Origin of the sequence: Pseudomonas sp. HMSC057H01, assembly GCF_001836405.1 — a bacterium.
Taxonomy (GTDB): domain Bacteria; phylum Pseudomonadota; class Gammaproteobacteria; order Pseudomonadales; family Pseudomonadaceae; genus Pseudomonas; species Pseudomonas aeruginosa.
Genome location: NZ_KV828420.1, coordinates 1 through 19,691 on the forward strand (window position 1 = coordinate 1; position 19,691 = coordinate 19,691).

A 19,691-nucleotide genomic window follows, 5' to 3' on the forward strand; every position below is an offset into this window, starting at 1 on the left:
CTTCGCCCTGTTCGATTCGGCCAATGACGAATGGTTGGAGTGGGCGCCGAAGATTCCTCTGAAGGAAACCGCCCGCCGCTGATTGTCGGACCGGCAAAAAGAAACGCCGCTTACCTGGGTAAGCGGCGTTTTCGTTCATGCCTGCCTGCTGGGGAGTGGGTGTCAGTGAGTGCTGAGATGCGCCCGGGTGGTCAGCAGGTACACCGGCAAGCCGGAGATCAGGATCAGCAGCGCGGCGTAGGGTGCGGCGGCAGCGTACTCCAGGTTGGCGGTGTGCACCCAGACCGAGGTGGCCAGGGTCGACAGCCCGGTGGGACCTAGCACCAGGGTGGCGGTCAGTTCCTTCATGGTGTCGAGGAACACCAGCACGAATCCGGCGCCGATGGCCGGCGAGATGATCGGCAGGGTGATCCGCAGGAAGGCCATCAAGGGCGTCTGGCCGAGAGTGCGGGCGGCTTCCTCCAACTGCGGCGAGGCCTTTTCCAGGGCCACGCGGATCGGTGCCTGGGTCAGCGGCATGAACAGCAGGGCATAGGCGACCAGCAGCAAGCCGGTGGTCTGGTAGGTGGCTGGCAGGTAGTGCAGCGAGAAGTACACCAGCGAGAGGGCGATCACCAGTCCCGGCAACGCTTGCAGCAGGTACGGCAGGCGCTGGGTCCAGCGCGCCAGGGCGCCGGGGTAGCGCACCACCAGGATGCTTACCGGCAGCGCCAGCAGGCAACTGAGCAGGGCCCCGCCGAAGGCCAGCGACAGGGAGGAAAGCAGGGTCGAGGCGATTTCCATCAGCGGGAAGCTGGCCGAGGAGCCTTCGTACAGCCAATAACCGAGCATCACCAGGGGGATACCGGTACCGACCAGCACCAGCGTCGCCAGCAGCGCCTGGAGCGGCCACTTGCCAAGCCCCAGGCGGACCCGTTCGGCCCGCCGCGCGCTGCCCTGGCCGGTGCGTACCAGGCGGCCGCGGCCGCGCATGCGCAACTCCAGCCAGAGCAGCAGGAAGCACAGTGCCAGGAGTACCGAGGAAAGCATCGCCGCGGTGGCGTTGCTGAACTCCAGTTCGAACTCCTGGTAGATGGCTGTGGTGAAGGTCTGGTAGCGCAGGATCGACAGCGCGCCGAACTCCACCAGCATGTGCAGCGCCACCAGTAGCCCGGTGGCGGCCAGGGTCGGGCGCAGCAGCGGCAGGGTGACCCGCAGGAACACCTGGCGCCGCGACAGACCGAGCATCCGCGCCGACTCCTCCAGGGAAGGATCGATGCCGCGCAGGGTCGCCGCTACCGGCAGGTAGACCAGCGGATACTTGGACATGGTCATGACCAGGATGGCGCCGCCGAGGCCTTCGTACATCGGGCTCAGCGAAACCCAGGTGAAACTGCTGACGAAGGCGGGGATGGCGAACGGCAGGCACAGCACCACGTTCCAGAAGCGCCGTGCCGGCAGGTCGCTGCGCTCGACGCACCAGGCCAGGGCCAGGCCGAGCAGGGCGCTGAGCAGGGTCACGCCGAACATCAGCCACAGGGTGTTGCCCAGCAAGCGGAATACGTAGGGGCGCCAGAGCAGTTGCCAGGCGCTGTGCCAGCCGGCGTCCCAGGCCTTGGCCGCGACGTAGAGCAGCGGCAGGCTGGCCAGCAGGGCGAGGAGCAGGACCGGCAGGAACAGCCAGAATGGCGTTCGCCGGCGCGAGCCCGTGCGCAGGCGCACGGGCGTGGAGGCGGCGCCGATCAATTCAGGCCAACGTCGCGTTCGAGGCTGAGGGCCTCGCTGGCCTCACCCAGGTCGGCCGGGGTCAGTTTCGGTGGGTCCAGTTCGGCGAACGGCTTCAGCGCCGGATCGGCCTGCATCCCCTTGCGCATCGGGTACTCGGCGGACTGGCTGAGGATCGCCTTCTGGCCTTCCTCGCTGAGCATGAAGGCGACGAACTGCTGGGCTTCCCTGGGGTGCTTGCTGGACTTGAGCACTGCGGCGCCGGAGACGGTGACCAGCGCGCCCGGGTCCTGGTTGCCGAAGTAGTGCAGGCGCGAGTTCAACTCGCCCTTTTCCTTCTTCAGGGTGTACCAGTAGTAGTTGTTGATCAGCGCCATGTCGACCTCGCCGTTCTCCACGGCTTTCATGGCGGTGACGTTGTTGGTGTAGATCGAGCCGAAGGCCTTCAGGCCGGTCAGCCAATCCTCGGCTTCCTCCTGGCCCTTGAGCTTGATCACTGCGGCGACCTGTTCGAGGAAGGCGCCACTGGTGGGCACGAAGCCGAAACGGCCGGACCAGGACGGATCGGAAAGATCCATCAGGCTCTTCGGCAGATCCTTCTCGTCGATCTTCTTCGGGTTGTAGGCCAGTACCCGGGTGCGGGCGGTGATGCCGATCCAGTCGCCGTTGCCGCCGGCGTGCTCCGGCTCGACCAGGGCCAGGGTCTCTGGCTCCAGCTTGGCCAGCAGGCCGGCGCTGGCCAGGCGGATCAACGGTGGCGATTCCTCGGTGTAGAGCACGTCGGCCGGCGAGCGCGCGCCTTCCTCGGTGATCTGGCTGGCGAGCTGGCCATCGCCGCCCTTGCGGATCTTCACCTGGATGCCGGTCTTGTCCTGGAAGGCCTTGGCGATGGCGATACCGGTGGCGGCGTGCTGGCCATTGTAGAGGGTAAGGGTGACGGGATCGGCCGCCGCATTGAGGGAAAGCGAACCGAGCAGGCACGCCAGGGCGGCGTGGCGGAAACGGTTGAGAAGTCGAACAGGCATGGATTCTCCCCGTGGGTTACAAATGCGAATGTAACCAATTATATCTTCGCGGGAGCTTCGGGCCTATCGGAAAAGTCCACGGCCCTGTCAGGCAGGGCCGTGGCAGACGCTTCACGCCGGTTCGCCGGCTTCCTCCGGCTCGCTGGCTGCGCGGGTTTCGCCGCTGGCGGCGGCATCCCGGCGACGGATGTATTTCCAGTCGGCTTCGTCGATATAGATGCCGTTCGGGCCGCTACCGCCTTCCAGGTCGATCGCCACGTGTGCGGAAACCTGCGGCTTCACGCTCGCCAGGATCGGCACGAAGCCCAGTTGCAGGCTGGTCTCCAGCAGCGCGGCCTGGTTGCGCTCGTCGATGTCCGCCGCCTCGTCCAGGTAGTAGGGCAGGCGCACGCGCCCGGCCTGCTCGCGGTCCATCAGGTGCAGCAACAGGTACATGTTGGTCAGCGCCTTGATGGTCATGGTGGTGCCGTTGGAGGCGGCGCCGTCGATGTCGGTGTGCATGATCGGCTGGCCGTTGACCTTGGTGATCTCGAAGGCCAGTTCGAACAGGTCCTTCAGGCCCAACTGGTTGTGGTTGGCGGCGACCAGGCGGGCCAGGTATTCCTTGGCCTCCTCGTTCTTCGCGTCCTGCTCGGCGCTCTGGGTCAGGTCGAACACCGAGAGGTTCTCGCCTTCCTCGTACTGGCCGGCGCTGTGGATGATCTGGTCGATGTGCTTGAGCGCATCCTTGTTCGGCGCGAGGACGATGCGGAAGCTCTGCAGGTTGGACACCTGGCGCTTGTTGATCTCGCGGTTGAACAGGGCCAACTGGTGTTCCAGGTTGTCGTAGTCGCTGCGGATGTTGCGCAGGGTCCGGGCGATGTCGGTGACCGCCGCGCGGCGCGCCTTGGCCAGCGTCAGGGCCTCGTCCTGGCGATGCGCGTAGGCGTTGATCAACAGCTTCAGGCGGCGCTCGGTGTCGTCTTCGCTATCGAACTTGGCGACGCCCTTCAGGCGCACCTGGGCGTACAGCGCCTCGATCTGCCCGTCGATGCGCTGCAGCGCCTGCCAGGTGTCCTGGTAGTCGTTGAGCAGCGGCAGCAGGTTGTCCAGCGAGTCGTCCACCGGCTCCATGAACGGCGTGCCGAAGGGCAGGTCGGCCGGCAGTAGCTGGCGGCGGCGCAGGGCATCTTCCAGGGTGCGCTCCTTGGCCTCCAGGTCGCCCAGTTGCCGGGCCACCAGTTGCAGGCGCGCGGAGAGCTGCTGGACGCGCTCGGCGAAGGCGTCGCTGGAGCGCTTGAGTTCGTCCTGGGACGCCTCCAGCTGGGCCAGTTCGGCGAGCTTCTCGGGCTCCTCGGCGGTCAGCGTCTGGGTGCGGCGGAAGTCTTCCAGGGCCTTCTGCGCATCCAGCACGTCCTGGTACAGCTTCTCCGCCTGGGCCTTGCTCGCGGCGCGGTCGGCGGCGACGCTCTGCTGGGTCTTGAGCTGCTTCAGCTCCTTCTCCAGGCGCTCCTTCTGGTCGCGCAGGGCGGCGCGGTCGGCCAGGGCCTGCAACGCCGGCGGTTCGATGTGCGACAGGTCGATGCTCAGGCCAGGGGCTTCGAAATGCTCGCCCTTGAAGTGGTCGAGGATGGCTTCGACGCTCTTCACCCAGACGTCGCCGTCATCCAGGTTCACCCCGTTCTCGCCGAGCGGCAGGCTGAACAGCGCGCCGTTGAACAGACGCATCAGGCGTTCCACGTCCTGCTGGCTGAACTCCTCGCGCAGGCGTGCGTAGCTGTTGTTGTCGGCGTGTTCGAGCTGCTGGCGGACGTTCTTCAGGCGTTTTTCCAGGTCGCGCAGGCGCTCTTCCAGGTCTTCGCTGGAGAACTGCCGCGAATGGGCCAGGGCGCCGGCCAGTTCGTCGTGGGCATCCTTGGCGGCGAGCAACTGCTGTTCGAGGACCTTGGCGTCGTCGACCAGGGCGAAGCGGGTCTTGAGCACCGACAGCTCGCCGAGCCAGCGCTGGATGCCGGCGATCTCGCGCTCCAGACGCATCAGCTCCTGGGTGCCGCCGCGCTGTTCGTTCTGCAGGCCGTCCTGCTCGGCGCGGTATTGATCGTGCTGGATCAGCAGTTCCTCGCGGCGCGCCCCGGCGTAGTCGTGCCAGGTGCCGAGCAGGCTGTCGAGCAGCGGCGAAAGGCGGTGCATCTTGCCGCGCAGTACGTCGCGCTGGGTCACGCCGTTGGCCAGGGCTTCCACCAGCGGGCCGGCGGCGACCAGCGCCTGGTAGTCCTGCTCCATCCGCCGCACGTCGCGGAACGCCTCCTCGCAGGCGGCGATGTAGTCGACGTTACCCGAGCGCAGGCTGTGCTCGAAGGCGTCGAGGAACAGCTGCTTGAGCTTGGCCGCGGTGATCTCGCGCATGTGCAGCAGGTTGATGAACAGCGAGCGGAAGGTCTTCAGGCTCTGCTCGCTGGTGGAGCGTAGCGGGATCATGGTCAGGTCGAGCGGGATCGACGTGTGCCCGCCGACCAGCAGGCGGCGCAGCTCTTCCGGCTTCACCTCGTAGGCCTTGATGCCTTCGCGCTCGAGGTTGGCGAACAGCTCCCGCTGACGCAGGCAGGTACCGTTCTTCTGGTAGTGGTCCAGGCTCAGCTCGCCGGCGTAGGCGAAGAACTGGTGGCCGAAGCCGCCGCCCGGGCCGCGCCCGGCCACGCCGATCACGTGCGGACCGTGGGGCAGCATCAGTTCGAGGAGAATGTAGCTGGTGTCCGAGGCGAAGTAGAAGCGCCGCGACTGCTCCATGCTGTACTTGCCGAAGCTCATGTCCGACAGGCGGGCAAGGATCGGGAACTGCAGGGCGTTGATCGAGGCGCTCTTGCCCAGGTTGTTGGCGCCGTAGATCGACAGCGGGTTTTCCAGCGGGAAGATACCCAGGCTGTAGCCGGCGGTATTGAGCAGGGCGAAGCGGCGGATGCCGTAGCGGGTCTGGCTCATGCGTCAGCCTCCTGTTGCGCGTGTTCTTCGGCGATGGCGCGGGCGAGGGCGTCTTCCTCGCTCTCTTCGGACAATTCTTCGTCGCTGGCCATCAGCGGTTCGATCTCGCCGTCATCGACCAGCACCGGCGTCTGCAACGGCAGGTCGGCGTGCAGGCTGGCGGACAGGTTGCGGTCCTGCTGCACCGACAGGCAGACGTCGAGGAAACGGTGCATCGGCGGCATGAAGCGGTACACGCCGCTGTCCTCGGAGGCGAAGCCGAGCTGGGTCAGGCGGCGCATGACTTTCTCTTCCAGTTCTTCCTGGGTCTGCACCTCGGCCTGGAGGAACAGGTCGCGGTATTTCTCCAGCAGCGGCGGCAGCTCTTCGCGGCCGATGCTGCCGCCGTCCAGCACGGACAGCGGGTCGCGGCCCTGGTCGGCGAGGTGTTCGACGAGGATGAAGGTGAACAGCGCCAGGCGTTGGGCGGTCTTGTTCACCTGGGCGCCGACCTGCTCCGGGACGAAGTAGTAGAAGCCGCGGGTATCGCAGACCAGCTCGAAGCCCATGGCGCGGAACAGGCCGCGGTACTGGTCCTGGTGCGAGGACAGCTGGGTGTACAGCTCGGGGTCGCGGTGGCTGATGTGGTAGCCCTTGAACAGCTCGCGGAAGATCGGCGCGAGCTGGGTCAGTTCGGAGAGATCAAGATGCATGGGTTTCGCTCGCGGAAAGGGTGTCTGCGTCCCTGGCCTGGCCCTTGTCCTTGGCGGCGGGGTTCAGGGCGAAGGAGCAGAGGCTGACGCAATGTTCGGTGGTTTCGTACTCGCGGCGTTGCAGGCGTTCGCGCTGGAAGCGCGCGTCGCGCGACAGCCGGGAGAACCAGTAGAGCAACTCGTCGGTGGCGCCGTCCGGTTCCTGGGCCAGCAGCCATTGCATGAGGTCCGGCAGCGGCAGCGCCGCCTGGCAGCGCTCGATCATTTCCCGCGCGGTCCGCGGTGGTCGCGCCGGCCCGTTGCTCTTGCGCGTGCCGCTGGACTTGGGGAACTGCGCCGGCTTCGGCTCGAAGCGGGCGAGGGCGAAGACGTAGCTCTCGACCTGCGAGGCGGTGCCGAGGAAGGTGCTCTGCGGCCGGGTGAACAGCGGCATCGCCGCCTGCGGCACGGCATCCAGGCCCTTGCGCCGGATCGCCGCCAGCGCCAGGGCGGCGCCACGGGTCACCGCGTTGTGCCGGCGCGCTTCCTCGCGCAGCGGCAGCAATAATTCGCGGGCGCGGCGCAGGGTCAGCTGGGCGTTGGTCTGCATCTCGAGGATGCGCGCGTGGGTGCGCAGCACCAGGTCGTCGTCGACCAGGTGGCCGAGGCGCTGCTGTTCGCCTAGCAGGCGCAGCAGGACCTGTTCGACCCGCCGCACGCCCTGCTCGAAGGCGCCGTCGGCGCTGACCAGCTGGATCATCGGCTCGACGTACTCGTCCCAGGTCGCCAGGACCTCCGCGTAGCGCTGCGCCAGGGGAATCTGCCGGTCGCTGGTCTTGGCCCGCTCGGCCACGCCGATCAGTGCCTGCTCGTCATTGCCGAGCTTCTTCAGTACATCGCGCACGCGCATGTCGAGCAGTCGCAGCTGGCGCGCCAGGTCCTGGCTGTCGCGGGTCTCGAAGGCGTCCTGGATGTACCCGGCGAGGCGCTCCAGATGGCGCAGGTAGGCCTCGATCTCCAGGCACAGACCAAGGCGATGCTCGTGGCGCAGGTAGGCGAGGAAGTCGTGGATCTGCGCGTTCAGCTCGAAACGGTTGGGGCTCTTGGCCACCGGGACCAGGATATCCAGGCGGATCCACTGGTCGAGCAGGGCGGTGATTTCCGCCGGGTTGCTTTCCGGTAACTGGGTGTTCAACTGGCTGCGCAGTTCCGCCAGGCTCAGGGTGCCGGCATCGAAGCGCTCGCAGAGAGGCTCGAGCAGGGCCCAGTGTTCGGCAAGCGCACGCAGTACGCGTCGGGGGTCGATCATCGGGAGGGCCGATCCGTGGAAAAAGCGCCGATTGTACTGCAAAGGCACGGGCGACGCAGACGCCGCCGATGAGTGCGATGCAGGCCGTCGACACGTCTGCGGCGCAGGTACGGGCCCGGTATCGGTGGATGGCATCTGGCTATCACTGAGGTGTCGAAAAGCGGCAGTTTATGACTGCGTAAGGACTTTCCTGCCCCGCCTGGTCCGGGGAATGGGGCTTCCAGGGGCTGGCACGCTTTCTGCTGAAGACCCCTGGCCTGTCTATTCCAAATGAATGCCGACTCTTGAACGACGCCGCCTACGCCGAGGCCCGCTGGGCCGAACTGCAGAACCAGGGTGACCTTGCCTGGGACCTGGATGCCATCACCAACCGCAGCGAGGCGATCGCCTTCCTCAAACGTTTCGAGAACCGCCTGTGCATCTACTCGGCCTATGTCGAGAAGCTCTACAGCAACTACAGTTTCGTGATTCCCGAGAGCGACCATGGCGGCATCACCATCCTGCCCAGCGAGCAGGCCTGGCACGACACCTTCCACGATATCCCGCTGGCCGCGGTGGAGCCCACCGGGATCCATATCCTGCCGGGCGAGACCATGGGCTATCGCGGGCTCTACCTGAAGATTCCCGGCGAGCACCGCCTGGTGGCGTCGAAGGAATTGCCGTTCCAGGAAGGGTTGAAACTGCTGATCCAGCGTTACCAGGCTCACGACGACGTGTTCCTGCCGATCCTGGTCAAGGGCGACCTGCGCGAGTACGAAGCGCGCATGCCCTCGCTGCACCTGCACCGGATCAACCCCGCCCGCCTCAGCGCACACTCCCTGCTCAGCCTCAACGCCATCAAGGGTGCCATTGCCGACCATCTGATCGGCCTGTTCCGCCAGCAGTGAAGGGCTGACGTTACCCCCGTGTGACGATGGGTAACATCCATCCTGGCCGAGCGACCGCTCATCCGCTGCAGCGACCGCGTCGTTCGGCGGTTTTTCTCGACTATGGGTCGGCCCCGATTCGCCCGGGGCTTTCTATAGTGACTACAGGTCGCAGTGTCTCTGCCGTCGGCCACGAGAAGAACAAGAGGTGAGCCCATGTCCCGTCGTCTGCCCTTCCTGCTGCGTTGCGCGCTGTTCTGCGGCGCCGGTCTGCTGGCTGCCACCGCCCAGGCGAGGATGGAGTCGCTGGACGACGACCAGCTTTCCGACGTGGTCGGCCAGGCCTTCATCAACCTCACCACCGACGCCGCCAACGGACTGAACTTCACCCGCATCAACTTCGGCGCCGACATCGAGACCCAACTGAACATGAAGAAGCTGCAGTTGGGCCAGTACAACCGCAGCGGCGAGCTTGCCGGCAGTGCCGACATCGCCATCGACAACTTCGCCCTGGGCACGGTCAACGACGCCACCGGCGCGATCAACCCGTTCCTCATCAGCAATCCCTACATCGAGTTCGCCTACGACGGCAGCAAGATGGTCGGCATCCGTATCGGTTTCGGCGAAGCCAAGGGCTACCTCTCGGGCGATATCAAGACCCTCACCGGCAACGTGCCGGTGGACCTGTACGGCACCGGCAGCCAGTTGGGAGGCAGCATTTCCTGCGGCCTGCTGGCCCTCGACTGCCTGGCGGCGAAGACCGCCATCACTCTCACCGGCAGCTCTCAGTACACCGCCCAGGCCGAACTGGTGAACAGCTCCGGCAACCCCGACCCGATCCGCGCTGCCATGATCGGCCTGAAGAACGGCACGGCCCTGGACATGCACGACAGCACCATCATCGGCAGCCTGGTGAACGTCCTGCTGCCCTTCCTGACCTCCAACGACTGCAAGCTGATGGGCGCCCAGACCTGCTTCAACCTGGCCCAGTACCAGTCGTTCCCGATCGGCACCGTGGATCCGAACAACGCGCAGAACTTCATCGACTCGTCGAAAGGCTTCTTCATCTCGATGCAGAGCCAGAACGTCCAGTGGCGCGACCAGCAGGATCCCTCCAAGCTGGTCGCCGCGCTGGCCGGTGCCTTCCTCAACATGTCGCGCAACGCCGATGGAACGGCGCCGATCAAGGTCGACTTCGGTCAGGCCTTCAATGGCATTCCACGGCAGGACACCTGCCTGGGCGGCCTGAACAAGGGCTGCTGAGATGAGTCGCGCCTGCCTGCTCGCGGCCCTGCTGGCCGCCCCCTTCGCCCATGCCGAGATGACAGCGCTCGATGACGAGCAACTGTCGGACGTGCAGGGTGCCGGCATCGGCTTCGTCCTCGACAGCGCCATGGTCGACGGCAACAAGGCCACCATCGCGATCAATGGCGTGACCAACACCGCCACCGGGCAGAACGTGCCGATCACGGTAAAGGAGCTGTACGTCGCCGCCACTGGCAGCAACAAGGGCAGCACCCTGGCGCCGGTGACTCTCGGCCGTCTCAATTTCCCGTTCAAGCTGAATCTGGCCAAGGGTTCGGTGCTGACCACCCAGCTCGACGACGGGCGGGTGGTCAGCACCTTGCCGGACACCGCGGACGTGATCGAACTGGCCTTCCCCAGCCTGGTGAGCGGCGCCGGCGGCCAGCCGTGCATCGCTGGTTACACCGGTGCCGGCAGCAACTGCTCGAGCCGGGCCAGCGAAAAGGTCGACGCCGGCATCCGCTTCGACTTCGGCGTCACTTCCACGCGCACCGATGTGCTCAACCTGGACTTCTCCGAACTGGCGATGGACGGTTCCTACCTGCGCTTCTGGGGCGCCAACGCGCGCAGCCAACTGGTTGGCGAGATGCGCCTGAACCTCTACGCCAAGACTTTCGAGATCATGTCCTGCGGTGCTGGCTCGCCCAGTTGCGTCAGCGCCGCCGAGCAGGCTGCGCGCACCGTCTACCTGACCAACGCCTATGCCAGCGTCGCGCTTGGCTACGGGAAGTCGCAGCCGTTGCTGTTCTCGGTCACCGCCGACGGCAACTTCACTTTCGAACTGCCCAAGCTGACCCTGGCCAACGCCGCCGACTTCTACGCCAATGCGCCGCGCACCAGCCTGGTGATCGAGAACCTCAACATCGGCGGTACCCGGCCAGGCTACGGGCAGGTACCGACCGGCGGCTACAACATGGGCCGCAACGAGATATCCGGGCTCAGCTTCAACTACCTGAAGGTGACGTCGCACAACCTCTGAGGTGGCGGCGCGAAACGAGGTACGCAGCACATGGCCAAGCAGACTCATCCACTGGCAGGCGGCATCGGCATCCTCGCGGCGCTGGCGCTGCTGTTCAGCGCTTCGGCCGGGGCCGAGTTGCGCTCGCTGGGCGATAGCGATCTGGACGACGTGGTCGGCCAGGCCGGGATCAGCATCAGCGCCTCGCTCAATCTCCAGGAAAATCCTTCGCAGACGCGCTGCGCCGGCGGCTGCGGCGCGCGCCTGGCGATCCAGCCGGCCGGCAGCGGCAACAACTACCTGGTGATCGACGATATCAGCGGCAAGTTCAGCTTCGACGAAGTCACCCTGGACGTGGTGACCATCAAGGACGGCTTCGGCGGCGACGGCGCTGCCTTCAACCGCCCGGTGCTGCGCGTCGGCCTGAAGGACACCAGCTTCCAGGACCTGCGCTTCACCATCGCTGGCGCCAACAAGGCGCGCGGTACCGATCCCGGGCTGGTGCAGACCAACCTGGTCAGCGCACGCATCGACGGCACCCTCAAGCTGCAAGGCAACGTCAACATCTTCACCGTCGCCCCGCGTTGAGGGCGAACCGTCGCATGGCGGGACAAAGCCGCTCCGCCGAGGTCGAAGAACCGCTATCATTGCCTGCCTGAACGCCGGGGGCGAAACCGTCCCCGCGCATCGCCTAATTGCCGGTGCCCGAGATTTGATCGAAGAACAGCGTCGCCGCGCCTTCCTGGGCGCGATGCAGATAACCAGTTGGCTGCCCCGCCAGCCGTTGCCGTTCGCCGCACCCTCGCGGCCGGAGTTGCTGGAGACCCCGCCCCGGGAAGAGCCGGCGGTGCCTGTGCGTGCGCGCGCCGCGATCGATGCGCCGCAGGCCCGCGTCCCGCAAGCCGAGGCGCCGGCCAGCGCACCGAGCGTGGCTCCCGCCGCGCCCGTGGAAGGCCGGGGGATCCCGATCAGCCTGCCGAAGCCGGGCGCCCCGGCGGCGAAGAAAGCCGAGCCGGTCGCGCCGGTCGAAGAGGCCCCGGCCGAGCCGCCGGCGGTCCAGGCCCCGCCGCCGCGCTTCGCCTTGCAACTGCTGCAGGCGGGCTCCTGCACCCTGCTGGTCGAACTGCCCACCGGCGAACCCTTCGCCAGCCGCGATCCGGGTTACCTGCTGCTGCGCGACCTGCTGCGCGCCGCCGGCCTGCCGGACAGCCCGCGGCTGATCGGCGAACCGGTACGCTGGCCGCTGCTGGCGCGCGGCAACCTCGACCAGGGGCCGCAGGCGGCCCTGGAGTTCGTCCAGAGCTTCGTCGCCGCGCGCATGGAGGAGAGCGAGCGTAGCCGCTGCCTGTGGTTGGTCGGCCTGCCGGCGATCCGCTTCGCCGGCGAGGGCGACGAGGGCAGCCTGTTCCGCGAACTGCAGGTGGACGGTCTGGGCGCAACCTGGGCCGTGCCAGGCCTGGAAGCCCTCATGGAAGAACCCGCCCTCAAGGGCGAGCTGTGGCGCGCCATGCGCCGTGTCCGTCAGCGCTGGTCGAGCGAGATTCAATGAGCGATGCGATTTCCTTCCGCCCGATGACCGAGGCGGACCTCGATGCCGTGCTGAAAATCGAATATGCCGCCTTCAGTCACCCCTGGACCCGTGGCATCTTCAGCGAAGGCCTGAAGAACTACCATTGCTGGCTGATGTTCGAGGGTAGCCAGCAGGTCGGCCATGGCGTCATCCAGATCATCCTCGACGAGGCGCACCTGCTGAATATCACGGTGAAGCCCGAAAGCCAGGGGCGTGGCCTCGGTCTGCGCCTGCTCGAACACCTGATGCGCGAGGCGGCCGGCCACCAGGCTCGCGAATGCTTCCTCGAAGTGCGCGCTTCCAACCAGGCCGCCTACCGCCTCTACGAACGCTACGGTTTCAACGAGATCGGCCGCCGTCGCGACTACTACCCCGCCGTCGGCGGGCGCGAAGACGCCCTGGTCATGGCCTGTACCCTGTTCGACTGAGGCTTGCTCCGCTTCCCTGCCGGCAACTAGCTATCACTTGGAGTAGCTGGCTGGCCTTCTGGCACCGCCGTACCCTTACCAGCATTCCGATTCTCGCCTGCATACCGCAGGCAGGTCCCTTCATGCGGTAACCCTTCGCTGGAGTGCGAAGTCAGGTCGACAGCGGCCGGTGGCAGGATGCGCAGACTGGAGCCCCCCATGTGCGACACCCTGATCCTTCGCCACCAGGGCCAGACCTGGTTCGCCAAGAACAGCGACCGCGAGCCCGCCGAACCGCAGCGTCTGCTGCGCCTGCCGGTGGTGCGCAACGATCCGGAAGCGCGCTTGCGCACCACCTACCTCGACATTCCCCAGGCCGCCCAGCGGCATGCGCTGGTGATCAGCCAGCCGAGCTGGATCTGGGGCGCGGAAATGGGCGTCAATGAGCACGGCGTGGCCATCGGCAACGAAGCGGTGTTCACCAAGCTGACCCGTCAGCGCGGCACCGCGCTGCTCGGCATGGACCTGCTGCGCCTGGGACTGGAGCGCGGCGCCAGCGCCCGCGAGGCGCTGGAGGTGATCACCGGGTTGTTGCAGCGTTACGGCCAGGGCGGCCCGGCCGGCTACCGCGACAAGCGCATCCGCTACGACAACAGCTTCCTCATCGCCGACCCCGGCGAAGCCTGGGTGCTGGAAACCGCCGGCAACCTGTGGGCGGCGAAGAAGGTCGAGCGCTGGGCCATCTCCAACGCCCTGACCCTTGGCCACGAATTCGACCTGTGCAGCCGCGACCTCGAGGACCAGGCACGCCGCCAGGGCTGCTGGGATGGTCGCGGCGACTTCCACTTCGCGCGGGTCTTCGACACCCGCCTGCTACCCTGGGTCGGCGGCGCGCACCGGCGCTGTCGGATCAACCAGCGCTTCCTCGACAGCCTGCCTGGCGAGCCGGACTGGCACGCGCTGTTCGCCGCGCTGCGTCACCATGGCCCGCGCGGGGACCACTTCCGCCGCCACAACAACCGCCAGGTATGCATGCACGCCGGCAGCTTCTGGCGGCCTTCGCAGACCACCGCCAGTCTGGTCGCCCGCTTGCGCGACGACGGCCCGCTGTTGGCCGCCACCGGTACTTCGGCGCCGTGCCTGGGACTGTTCCAGCCGCTGTCCTTCGATCCGGCCTCCGGCGCCGCCGTGCTCAGCCAGCCGCGCGAGGCGGTACAGGAGTCTCCCTGGTGGCGCTTCGAGGCGGTGCACCGCCGCGCGCTCACCGACCGCGCCTTCCGCCGGCTCCTGCGCAGCGGCCGCGATTGGCTGGAACGGGAACTCTTCGCCGACCTCGAACAGCCCGACTGGCCGCGCCTGGCAGAGGACGCCGCAGCCTGGCACGCCTGTTGGCATGATCAGGTCGCCATGCAGCCGCTGGCGCAGCAGCGCTGGTGGCGTAGCCACGCCGCGCTGTGACGCTTGTCAAACGGGCATCGCCTTCCGTAAGGTGCTGCACCGGTCAAACGAGGGGCATGCCATGAGCGACTTGCAGCAACTGTTCGAGAACAACGTCCGCTGGGCCGAAGCGATCAAGCAGGAAGACCCGGACTTCTTCGCCAAGCTGGCCCGCCAGCAGACCCCCGAGTACCTCTGGATCGGCTGCTCCGACGCGCGGGTGCCGGCCAACGAAATCGTCGGCATGCTGCCCGGCGACCTGTTCGTCCATCGCAACGTCGCCAACGTCGTGCTGCACACCGACCTCAACTGCCTGTCGGTGATCCAGTTCGCCGTCGACGTGCTCAAGGTCAAGCACATCCTGGTCACCGGCCACTACGGCTGCGGCGGCGTGCGCGCCTCCCTGCACAACGACCAGCTCGGCCTGATCGACGGCTGGCTGCGCAGCATTCGCGACCTCGCCTATGAATACCGCGAGCACCTGGAGCAGTTGCCGACCGAGGAGGAGCGCGTCGATCGCCTCTGCGAGCTCAACGTGATCCAGCAGGTGGCCAACGTCAGCCACACCAGCATCGTCCAGAACGCCTGGCACCGCGGCCAGTCGCTGTCCGTGCATGGCTGCATCTACGGGATCAAGGATGGCCTGTGGAAGAACCTCAACGTCACCGTCAGCGGCCTCGACCAGTTGCCGCCGCAGTATCGCTTGAGTCCGCTGGGCGGTTGCTGCTGAGAGAGGCGGAAGCTCTTCCCTACGCGTTCCCCTCTCCCTGGAGGGACAGGGGAACTGTCGAGGACGGCTTCAGAACTCCACGCTATACGTCAGGCTGTAGGTCCGCCCCCGTCCCTTGTAGTCGAACAGTCCCGCTGGTGCGAGCCCGCCGTAGTAGACCTGGGCGCGTTGTCCCCAGACCGTGGTGTAGTCCTTGTCCAGCAGGTTCTGGATGCCCGCGGTGAGGGTGCCCACCGGCAGCGCCTGGGTGCCGAGCAGGTCGAACAGCGCGTAGCCGTCGATCTTGTTGCCCGGCTCGTCGTTCAGGTTGAAGGTGCGCACGCCCTGCAGGCGCAGGCTGCGCTGGTCGTCCTTCCAGCCGACGAAGGCGCCGGCCTTGGATGGGCTGGCCGAGGTCACGTCCTGCTTCAGCCAGCGGCCGTCGACCTTCTCCTGGGAGCGGATGGCCAGGCCGTTGACGCCGAGCTGCCAGTGATCGTCCAGCCAGTAGGTAGCCTGGCCCTCCAGGCCGTAGTTGCGCTTCTTGGTGTCCTGCTGCAGCACCGCCAGGGTCTTCGAGTCGTACTTGATGCTCTTGTCCGACCAGGAATAGAACGCCGCCACCTGGGTATCCAGGGCACCGTCGGTGTGCCGCCAGCCCAGCTCGACCTGCTTGGTCTTGATCCCGTCCAGCGGCGAGTCGTTCACGCTGACCCCCTGTAGCAGCGGGTAGTGGCCATTGCCGTCGGCTGCGCCGTAGCGTCCGAAACCGTAGTACTTGGCCGGGTCCGGCAGCTCGAAGCCTTCGCTGTAGTTGGCCCAGACCTGTTGTTGCAGGTTCAGCTTGTAGATGGCGCCGACGTTGACCAGGTTGACGTCGTAGTCCTTGCTCCCGCCCGGAACCGCGTCGGCGGTCTTGCCAAGGCCGTTGGCGATGAGGATCTGCTGGTTCGCCGCAACGAAGTCGCTGACGTCGGTGCTCATCGACTGGCGCCGCACGCCGGCGCTCAGGGTCAGGTCGTCGGTGGCCTTCCAACTGCCCTGGAGGAAGAAGGCGCGGCTGTCGGTATCGATGTCCGGGTAGCGGCCCAGCTTGGCCTGTTCACTGGCTACCAGCCCGCCGCTGGCGGCGGCGAGCGGCAGGTTGAAGAGCATCTGGTCGGACGTGAATTTTTCCCGGTCCAGGTCCACCCCGTAGGTCAGGCTGGCGCGCTCCCAGGTCTTCACCAGGGCCAGTTTCATCCCGTAGTAGTCAGTGTCCTGCTGCGAGGCCGAGTAGTAGGAAGTGCCGTAGTTGATTGCGCCACTATTGCTGTAGCGGATGGTGGGGAAGGGGTTGAAGGCCATCTTCTCGTTGCGGTAGTAGGCCTGCAGGTAGAGGTCGTGACCCAGCACTTCCGGCGCATGGTAGGTGGCGTTGAACTGATGGCGCTTGCTTTCCGGCTCGCGGTCGAGGTCGACGCCGCCCTTGATCGAATAGGGTGCCCGTCCACGCAGGGCGTCGAAGTTGCGCCCGAGATCGAGGCCGCGGTCGCCGTCGTAGCCGGAGTCGTAGTACTGCAGGCCGAGATCGAGGCTGTGGCCATTGGCGAAAGTGAAGCCAAGGCTGCCCATCAGGTCCACCGACCTGTTGTACTGTAGGTCGGTCTGGGTGATGTCCGTCAGTACCTGGTCGCCATTGCCGTCGTAGGCCGCGCCGTTCTTCTGGTAGGCGATGGCCAGGCGGCCGTTGAACAGGTCGTTGCCGCCGCTGATCGACTGCGCCGCGCGCAGGTCATGGTCCTCATGGCTCTGGAAGCCGCTGCGGGCGCCCAGCTCGGTATTGAAGCGAGTGTCGCCGCCGACGCCCTTCTTGGTCACGATGTTGATGATCCCGCCGGTGGCGCCGCCGCCGTACACCGCGCTGGCGCCGGACATCACCTCGATGCGCTCGATGTTGAATGGGTCGATGGAGTCGAACTGCCGGCTGATGCCCCGCGAACTGTTCAGCGACACCCCGTCGATCATCACCAGCACGCTGCGTCCGCGCAGGTTCTGCCCGTTGTTGGTACGACCCTGGGAGCCGATATCCAGGCCCGGGATCAATTGTCCCAACGCCTCCTTCAGCGGCACGCCGGCCTGGGTCTGCTGGTCCAGTTGCTCGCGCTCGATCACCCAGACCGTGCCGGGCAACTCGCTGATGCTGGTCGGCGCGCGCGAGCCGATCACCACCATCTGCTGCTCCACCGGATCGGCAGCCAGCGCAGGAGCGGAAAACGAAGCGAAGAGGGACAGGGAAAGCGCCAGGGGAGCCGGGCGCGAAGGGATGGAGCGGGGCATGAGGAGATGTCCGAGTTGCTGTTGTTTTGATGGGCGGCAAAGCTAAACAAATCGATAATGATTATCAAATGATTCGAACTGTTTCAATGAGGCATGCCTGGCTTCCAAAGCAAGATGAAATGCCTGACACGGGGCGCTGCGCATGGCGTGGCCCTACAGCGGATCCTCGGGCATTCCTCGATGACGATGCGGTATGCGCACCTAACGCCGGAGCACTTGGAATCGGCGATGCGCTTTTCTCCGATTACTCAGTCTGGCTACAAATTGACCACATGAGGATCTGTGGTAATCTGTAGTGAAGTTAACGCTTAACGTTAAGGGTTAATGAATGATTCTGACCTTTCGCTGCGACGAGACTCGTCAGCTTTTTGAGACGGGTCTTTCGAGGCGGTGGGGAGCGATCCTCACAGTCGCTACGCGTAAGCTCGCAATGCTTCATGCGGCTACGGAGCTTCGAGACTTGCGCTCTCCACCTGGAAACCGGTTGGAGCCGTTGCAGGGAAAGCGGGCGGGCCAACATAGCATCAGGATCAATGACCAGTGGCGTGTCTGTTTCGTCTGGACGGATGCGGGTCCCGAAGAAGTCGAAATAGTTGATTACCACTGAGGAGGTGGACCATGGCTACCAATGGTATGCGCCCCATCCATCCTGGGGAAATATTGCGCGATGAGTTTCTGATGGAGTTGGATATCTCTCCAGCTGCTCTAGCACGCGCTTTGAAAGTCTCCGCTCCGACAGTGAACGATATCGTTCGTGAGCAGCGTGGTATCTCCGCAGATATGGCGATTCGTCTGGGGCGTTACTTTGATACGTCCGCTCAGTTCTGGATGAATCTCCAGAGTGAGTACTCGTTAGCAACTGCTTATGCGGCGAATGGCGAGCAGATCGAACATGAGATTGAGCCGCTGCTTGCTCACGGATAGCGGTGACGTTGATCGTAGAGCCCCGCAGATGCGGGGCTTTTTCATGCGAACCGTAAATCGGTAAAGGGGGCGTAGACGGTTTGTAGTCGGTTTGTAGTCTGCCGACCAAAACAAAAAGGGGTTAGCTTGCGCTAACCCCTTGAAAAATATGGTGGCTACACCGGGACTTGAACCTGGGACATCAGCATTATGAATGCTGCGCTCTAACCGACTGAGCTATGTAGCCGAGTGGCGCGCATTTTCCGTATCTCGGGCGGGGCTGTCAACCCCTGGGCCTAGATAATTTTCTGATCTTTCAATCGTTTAGACGGAAGGGGTCGGATCGCCGGAGAGAGGGCGATGGGGAGGGGCAGGAACGAAAAGCCCCGGCGCTTGGCCGGGGCTTTCCTGGGACGGGAAGGGGATTACACGTTGAAGCGGAAATGCATCACGTCGCCGTCCTTGACGATGTAGTCCTTGCCTTCCAGGCGCCACTTGCCGGCTTCCTTGGCGCCCTGTTCGCCCTTGAACTGGATGAAGTCGTCGTAGGCGACCACTTCGGCGCGGATGAAGCCTTTCTCGAAGTCGGTGTGGATCACGCCGGCGGCCTGCGGGGCGGTGGCGCCGACGCGGACGGTCCAGGCGCGGACTTCCTTCACCCCGGCGGTGAAGTAGGTCTGCAGGTTGAGCAGGCCGTAGCCGGCACGGATCACACGGTTCAGGCCGGGTTCCTCGAGACCGAGGGACTCGAGGAACATGTCCTTCTCTTCGCCGTCTTCCAGCTCGGCGATCTCGGCTTCGATCTTGTTGCACACCGGCACCACCACCGCGCCTTCTTCCTCGGCGATGGCCTTCACCACATCCAGGTGCGGGTTGTTCTCGAAGCCGTCCTCGGCGACGTTGGCGATGTACATCACCGGCTTGCTGGTCAGCAGGTGGAAGCTGCGTACCAGGCGCTTCTCCTCGTCACCGAGGTTCTTCAGCAGCGAACGCGCCGGCTTGCCCTCGGTGAAGTGGGGGATGAGCTTTTCCAGCAGGGCCTTCTGGGCCAGGGCTTCCTTGTCGCCGCCCTTGGCGTTGCGGGCGACTTTCTGCAGTTGCTTCTCGCAGCTGTCGAGGTCGGCGAAGATCAGTTCGAGGTCGATGATCTCGATGTCGCGCTTGGGGTCGACGCTGTTGGACACGTGGATCACGTTGTCGTCTTCGAAGCAGCGCACCACGTGGGCGATGGCGTCGGTCTCGCGGATGTTGGCGAGGAACTTGTTGCCCAGGCCCTCACCCTTGGAGGCGCCCGCCACCAGGCCGGCGATGTCGACGAATTCCATGGTGGTCGGCAGTACGCGCTCGGGCTTGACGATCTCGGCCAGGGCGTTCAGGCGCGCGTCGGGCATCGGCACGATGCCGCTGTTCGGCTCGATGGTGCAGAACGGGAAGTTTTCCGCCGCGATACCGGATTTGGTCAGGGCGTTGAACAGGGTGGACTTGCCGACGTTGGGCAGGCCGACGATGCCGCAGTTGAATCCCATGCTATGTCCCTCGCGCTCAGACAG

18 protein-coding genes, 1 tRNA gene and 1 pseudogene are annotated in these 19,691 nt (G+C 65.4%); 12 read left to right on the plus strand and 8 right to left on the minus strand.

The genetic code is table 11. The features are described 5' to 3' along the window. The coding region (locus HMPREF2581_RS33795) for a hypothetical protein (RefSeq protein WP_371262981.1) at nt 1-82 on the plus strand (82 nt) is incomplete at its 5' end. 80 nt (nt 83-162) lie between these two features. Here the strand turns inward: HMPREF2581_RS33795 and HMPREF2581_RS07655 are convergent. The 5 genes from HMPREF2581_RS07655 to mksB form a co-directional block, all read right to left on the minus strand. Further along, complete coding sequence (locus HMPREF2581_RS07655) at nt 163-1,701, minus strand: ABC transporter permease (RefSeq protein WP_003141642.1); 1,539 nt, start codon at nt 1,699-1,701, stop codon at nt 163-165. A 20-nt stretch (nt 1,702-1,721) separates the two neighbouring features. Further along, a complete protein-coding gene (locus tag HMPREF2581_RS07660) occupies nt 1,722-2,729 on the minus strand; it encodes an iron ABC transporter substrate-binding protein (protein ID WP_003095046.1) in 1,008 nt (335 codons plus the stop codon). A 111-nt stretch (nt 2,730-2,840) separates the two neighbouring features. Continuing rightward, a complete protein-coding gene (gene mksF / locus HMPREF2581_RS07665; protein ID WP_003141640.1) occupies nt 2,841-5,687 on the minus strand; it encodes an Mks condensin complex protein MksF in 2,847 nt (948 codons plus the stop codon). Continuing rightward, nucleotides 5,684-6,379: an Mks condensin complex protein MksE gene (mksE, locus tag HMPREF2581_RS07670; protein ID WP_003095041.1), complete on the minus strand. Its 696-nt coding sequence runs from the start codon at nt 6,377-6,379 to the stop codon at nt 5,684-5,686. Before mksE ends, mksF begins: the two co-directional genes overlap by 4 nt. Next, complete coding sequence (gene mksB / locus HMPREF2581_RS07675) at nt 6,369-7,667, minus strand: Mks condensin complex protein MksB (RefSeq protein ID WP_003095037.1); 1,299 nt, start codon at nt 7,665-7,667, stop codon at nt 6,369-6,371. Before mksB ends, mksE begins: the two co-directional genes overlap by 11 nt. Before the next feature lie 284 nt (nt 7,668-7,951). Between mksB and HMPREF2581_RS07680 the strand changes: the two genes are divergently transcribed. From HMPREF2581_RS07680 to can, 8 genes are all read left to right on the plus strand, one after another. Next, on the plus strand, nt 7,952-8,554 hold the full coding sequence (locus HMPREF2581_RS07680) for a hypothetical protein (RefSeq protein WP_003095035.1): 603 nt from the start codon (nt 7,952-7,954) through the stop codon (nt 8,552-8,554). Between the two features lie 195 nt (nt 8,555-8,749). After that, a complete protein-coding gene (locus HMPREF2581_RS07685) occupies nt 8,750-9,796 on the plus strand; it encodes a DUF6160 family protein (protein WP_003095033.1) in 1,047 nt (348 codons plus the stop codon). A gap of 1 nt (nt 9,797) precedes the next feature. Further along, complete coding sequence (locus HMPREF2581_RS07690) at nt 9,798-10,817, plus strand: hypothetical protein (RefSeq protein ID WP_003141637.1); 1,020 nt, start codon at nt 9,798-9,800, stop codon at nt 10,815-10,817. Between the two features lie 30 nt (nt 10,818-10,847). Further along, a complete protein-coding gene (locus tag HMPREF2581_RS07695; RefSeq protein WP_003141635.1) occupies nt 10,848-11,384 on the plus strand; it encodes a DUF6160 family protein in 537 nt (178 codons plus the stop codon). Nucleotides 11,385-11,643: 259 nt separating this feature from the next. Further along, nucleotides 11,644-12,345 (plus strand): hypothetical protein, encoded by a 702-nt coding sequence (locus HMPREF2581_RS07700; RefSeq protein WP_003141633.1) that lies wholly within the window; start codon nt 11,644-11,646, stop codon nt 12,343-12,345. After that, on the plus strand, nt 12,342-12,794 hold the full coding sequence (gene rimI, locus HMPREF2581_RS07705; RefSeq protein ID WP_003095025.1) for a ribosomal protein S18-alanine N-acetyltransferase: 453 nt from the start codon (nt 12,342-12,344) through the stop codon (nt 12,792-12,794). Before HMPREF2581_RS07700 ends, rimI begins: the two co-directional genes overlap by 4 nt. 198 nt (nt 12,795-12,992) lie before the next feature. After that, nucleotides 12,993-14,231 (plus strand): C69 family dipeptidase, encoded by a 1,239-nt coding sequence (locus HMPREF2581_RS07710; protein ID WP_003141631.1) that lies wholly within the window; start codon nt 12,993-12,995, stop codon nt 14,229-14,231. Between the two features lie 61 nt (nt 14,232-14,292). Further along, nucleotides 14,293-14,940, plus strand: coding sequence for a carbonate dehydratase (gene can / locus HMPREF2581_RS07715; RefSeq protein WP_003095021.1), 648 nt, complete (start codon nt 14,293-14,295; stop codon nt 14,938-14,940). Nucleotides 14,941-15,009: 69 nt separating this feature from the next. Here the strand turns inward: can and HMPREF2581_RS07720 are convergent, their stop codons facing one another. Next, entirely contained in the window at nt 15,010-17,238 is a 2,229-nt protein-coding gene (locus tag HMPREF2581_RS07720; protein WP_003141628.1) for a TonB-dependent receptor, read from the minus strand. A gap of 150 nt (nt 17,239-17,388) precedes the next feature. Between HMPREF2581_RS07720 and HMPREF2581_RS33500 the strand changes: the two are divergent. From HMPREF2581_RS33500 to HMPREF2581_RS07725, 3 genes and pseudogenes are all read left to right on the plus strand, one after another. Further along, nucleotides 17,389-17,514 (plus strand): annotated as a pseudogene (locus HMPREF2581_RS33500) (integrase); the annotation flags it as partial. Nucleotides 17,515-17,566: 52 nt separating this feature from the next. Then, nucleotides 17,567-17,845 carry a type II toxin-antitoxin system RelE/ParE family toxin gene (locus HMPREF2581_RS31790; protein ID WP_003113526.1) on the plus strand — a complete coding sequence of 93 codons (279 nt, stop codon included), beginning with the start codon at nt 17,567-17,569 and terminating at the stop codon, nt 17,843-17,845. A gap of 11 nt (nt 17,846-17,856) precedes the next feature. Beyond that, nucleotides 17,857-18,162: a HigA family addiction module antitoxin gene (locus HMPREF2581_RS07725; RefSeq protein ID WP_003133769.1), complete on the plus strand. Its 306-nt coding sequence runs from the start codon at nt 17,857-17,859 to the stop codon at nt 18,160-18,162. A 149-nt stretch (nt 18,163-18,311) separates the two neighbouring features. Here HMPREF2581_RS07725 and HMPREF2581_RS07730 read toward each other — a convergent pair. Next, a tRNA-Met gene (locus HMPREF2581_RS07730) sits at nt 18,312-18,388 on the minus strand. Between the two features lie 178 nt (nt 18,389-18,566). Beyond that, nucleotides 18,567-19,667 (minus strand): redox-regulated ATPase YchF, encoded by a 1,101-nt coding sequence (gene ychF, locus HMPREF2581_RS07735; protein WP_003099270.1) that lies wholly within the window; start codon nt 19,665-19,667, stop codon nt 18,567-18,569. Nucleotides 19,668-19,691 lie beyond the last annotated feature (24 nt).

Excerpts from the sequence above, each read along its gene's own strand:
- ychF (WP_003099270.1), bottom strand. The coding sequence starts at position 19,667 with ATGGGATTCAACTGCGGCATCGTCGGCCTGCCCAACGTCGGCAAGTCC.
- HMPREF2581_RS07685 (WP_003095033.1), top strand. The coding sequence starts at position 8,750 with ATGTCCCGTCGTCTGCCCTTCCTGCTGCGTTGCGCGCTGTTCTGCGGC.
- HMPREF2581_RS07660 (WP_003095046.1), bottom strand. The coding sequence starts at position 2,729 with ATGCCTGTTCGACTTCTCAACCGTTTCCGCCACGCCGCCCTGGCGTGC.
- mksF (WP_003141640.1), bottom strand. The coding sequence starts at position 5,687 with ATGAGCCAGACCCGCTACGGCATCCGCCGCTTCGCCCTGCTCAATACC.
- HMPREF2581_RS07690 (WP_003141637.1), top strand. The coding sequence starts at position 9,798 with ATGAGTCGCGCCTGCCTGCTCGCGGCCCTGCTGGCCGCCCCCTTCGCC.
- HMPREF2581_RS07725 (WP_003133769.1), top strand. The coding sequence starts at position 17,857 with ATGGCTACCAATGGTATGCGCCCCATCCATCCTGGGGAAATATTGCGC.
- HMPREF2581_RS07695 (WP_003141635.1), top strand. The coding sequence starts at position 10,848 with ATGGCCAAGCAGACTCATCCACTGGCAGGCGGCATCGGCATCCTCGCG.
- HMPREF2581_RS31790 (WP_003113526.1), top strand. The coding sequence starts at position 17,567 with ATGATTCTGACCTTTCGCTGCGACGAGACTCGTCAGCTTTTTGAGACG.
- can (WP_003095021.1), top strand. The coding sequence starts at position 14,293 with ATGAGCGACTTGCAGCAACTGTTCGAGAACAACGTCCGCTGGGCCGAA.
- HMPREF2581_RS07710 (WP_003141631.1), top strand. The coding sequence starts at position 12,993 with ATGTGCGACACCCTGATCCTTCGCCACCAGGGCCAGACCTGGTTCGCC.
- mksB (WP_003095037.1), bottom strand. The coding sequence starts at position 7,667 with ATGATCGACCCCCGACGCGTACTGCGTGCGCTTGCCGAACACTGGGCC.
- HMPREF2581_RS07720 (WP_003141628.1), bottom strand. The coding sequence starts at position 17,238 with ATGCCCCGCTCCATCCCTTCGCGCCCGGCTCCCCTGGCGCTTTCCCTG.
- rimI (WP_003095025.1), top strand. The coding sequence starts at position 12,342 with ATGAGCGATGCGATTTCCTTCCGCCCGATGACCGAGGCGGACCTCGAT.
- mksE (WP_003095041.1), bottom strand. The coding sequence starts at position 6,379 with ATGCATCTTGATCTCTCCGAACTGACCCAGCTCGCGCCGATCTTCCGC.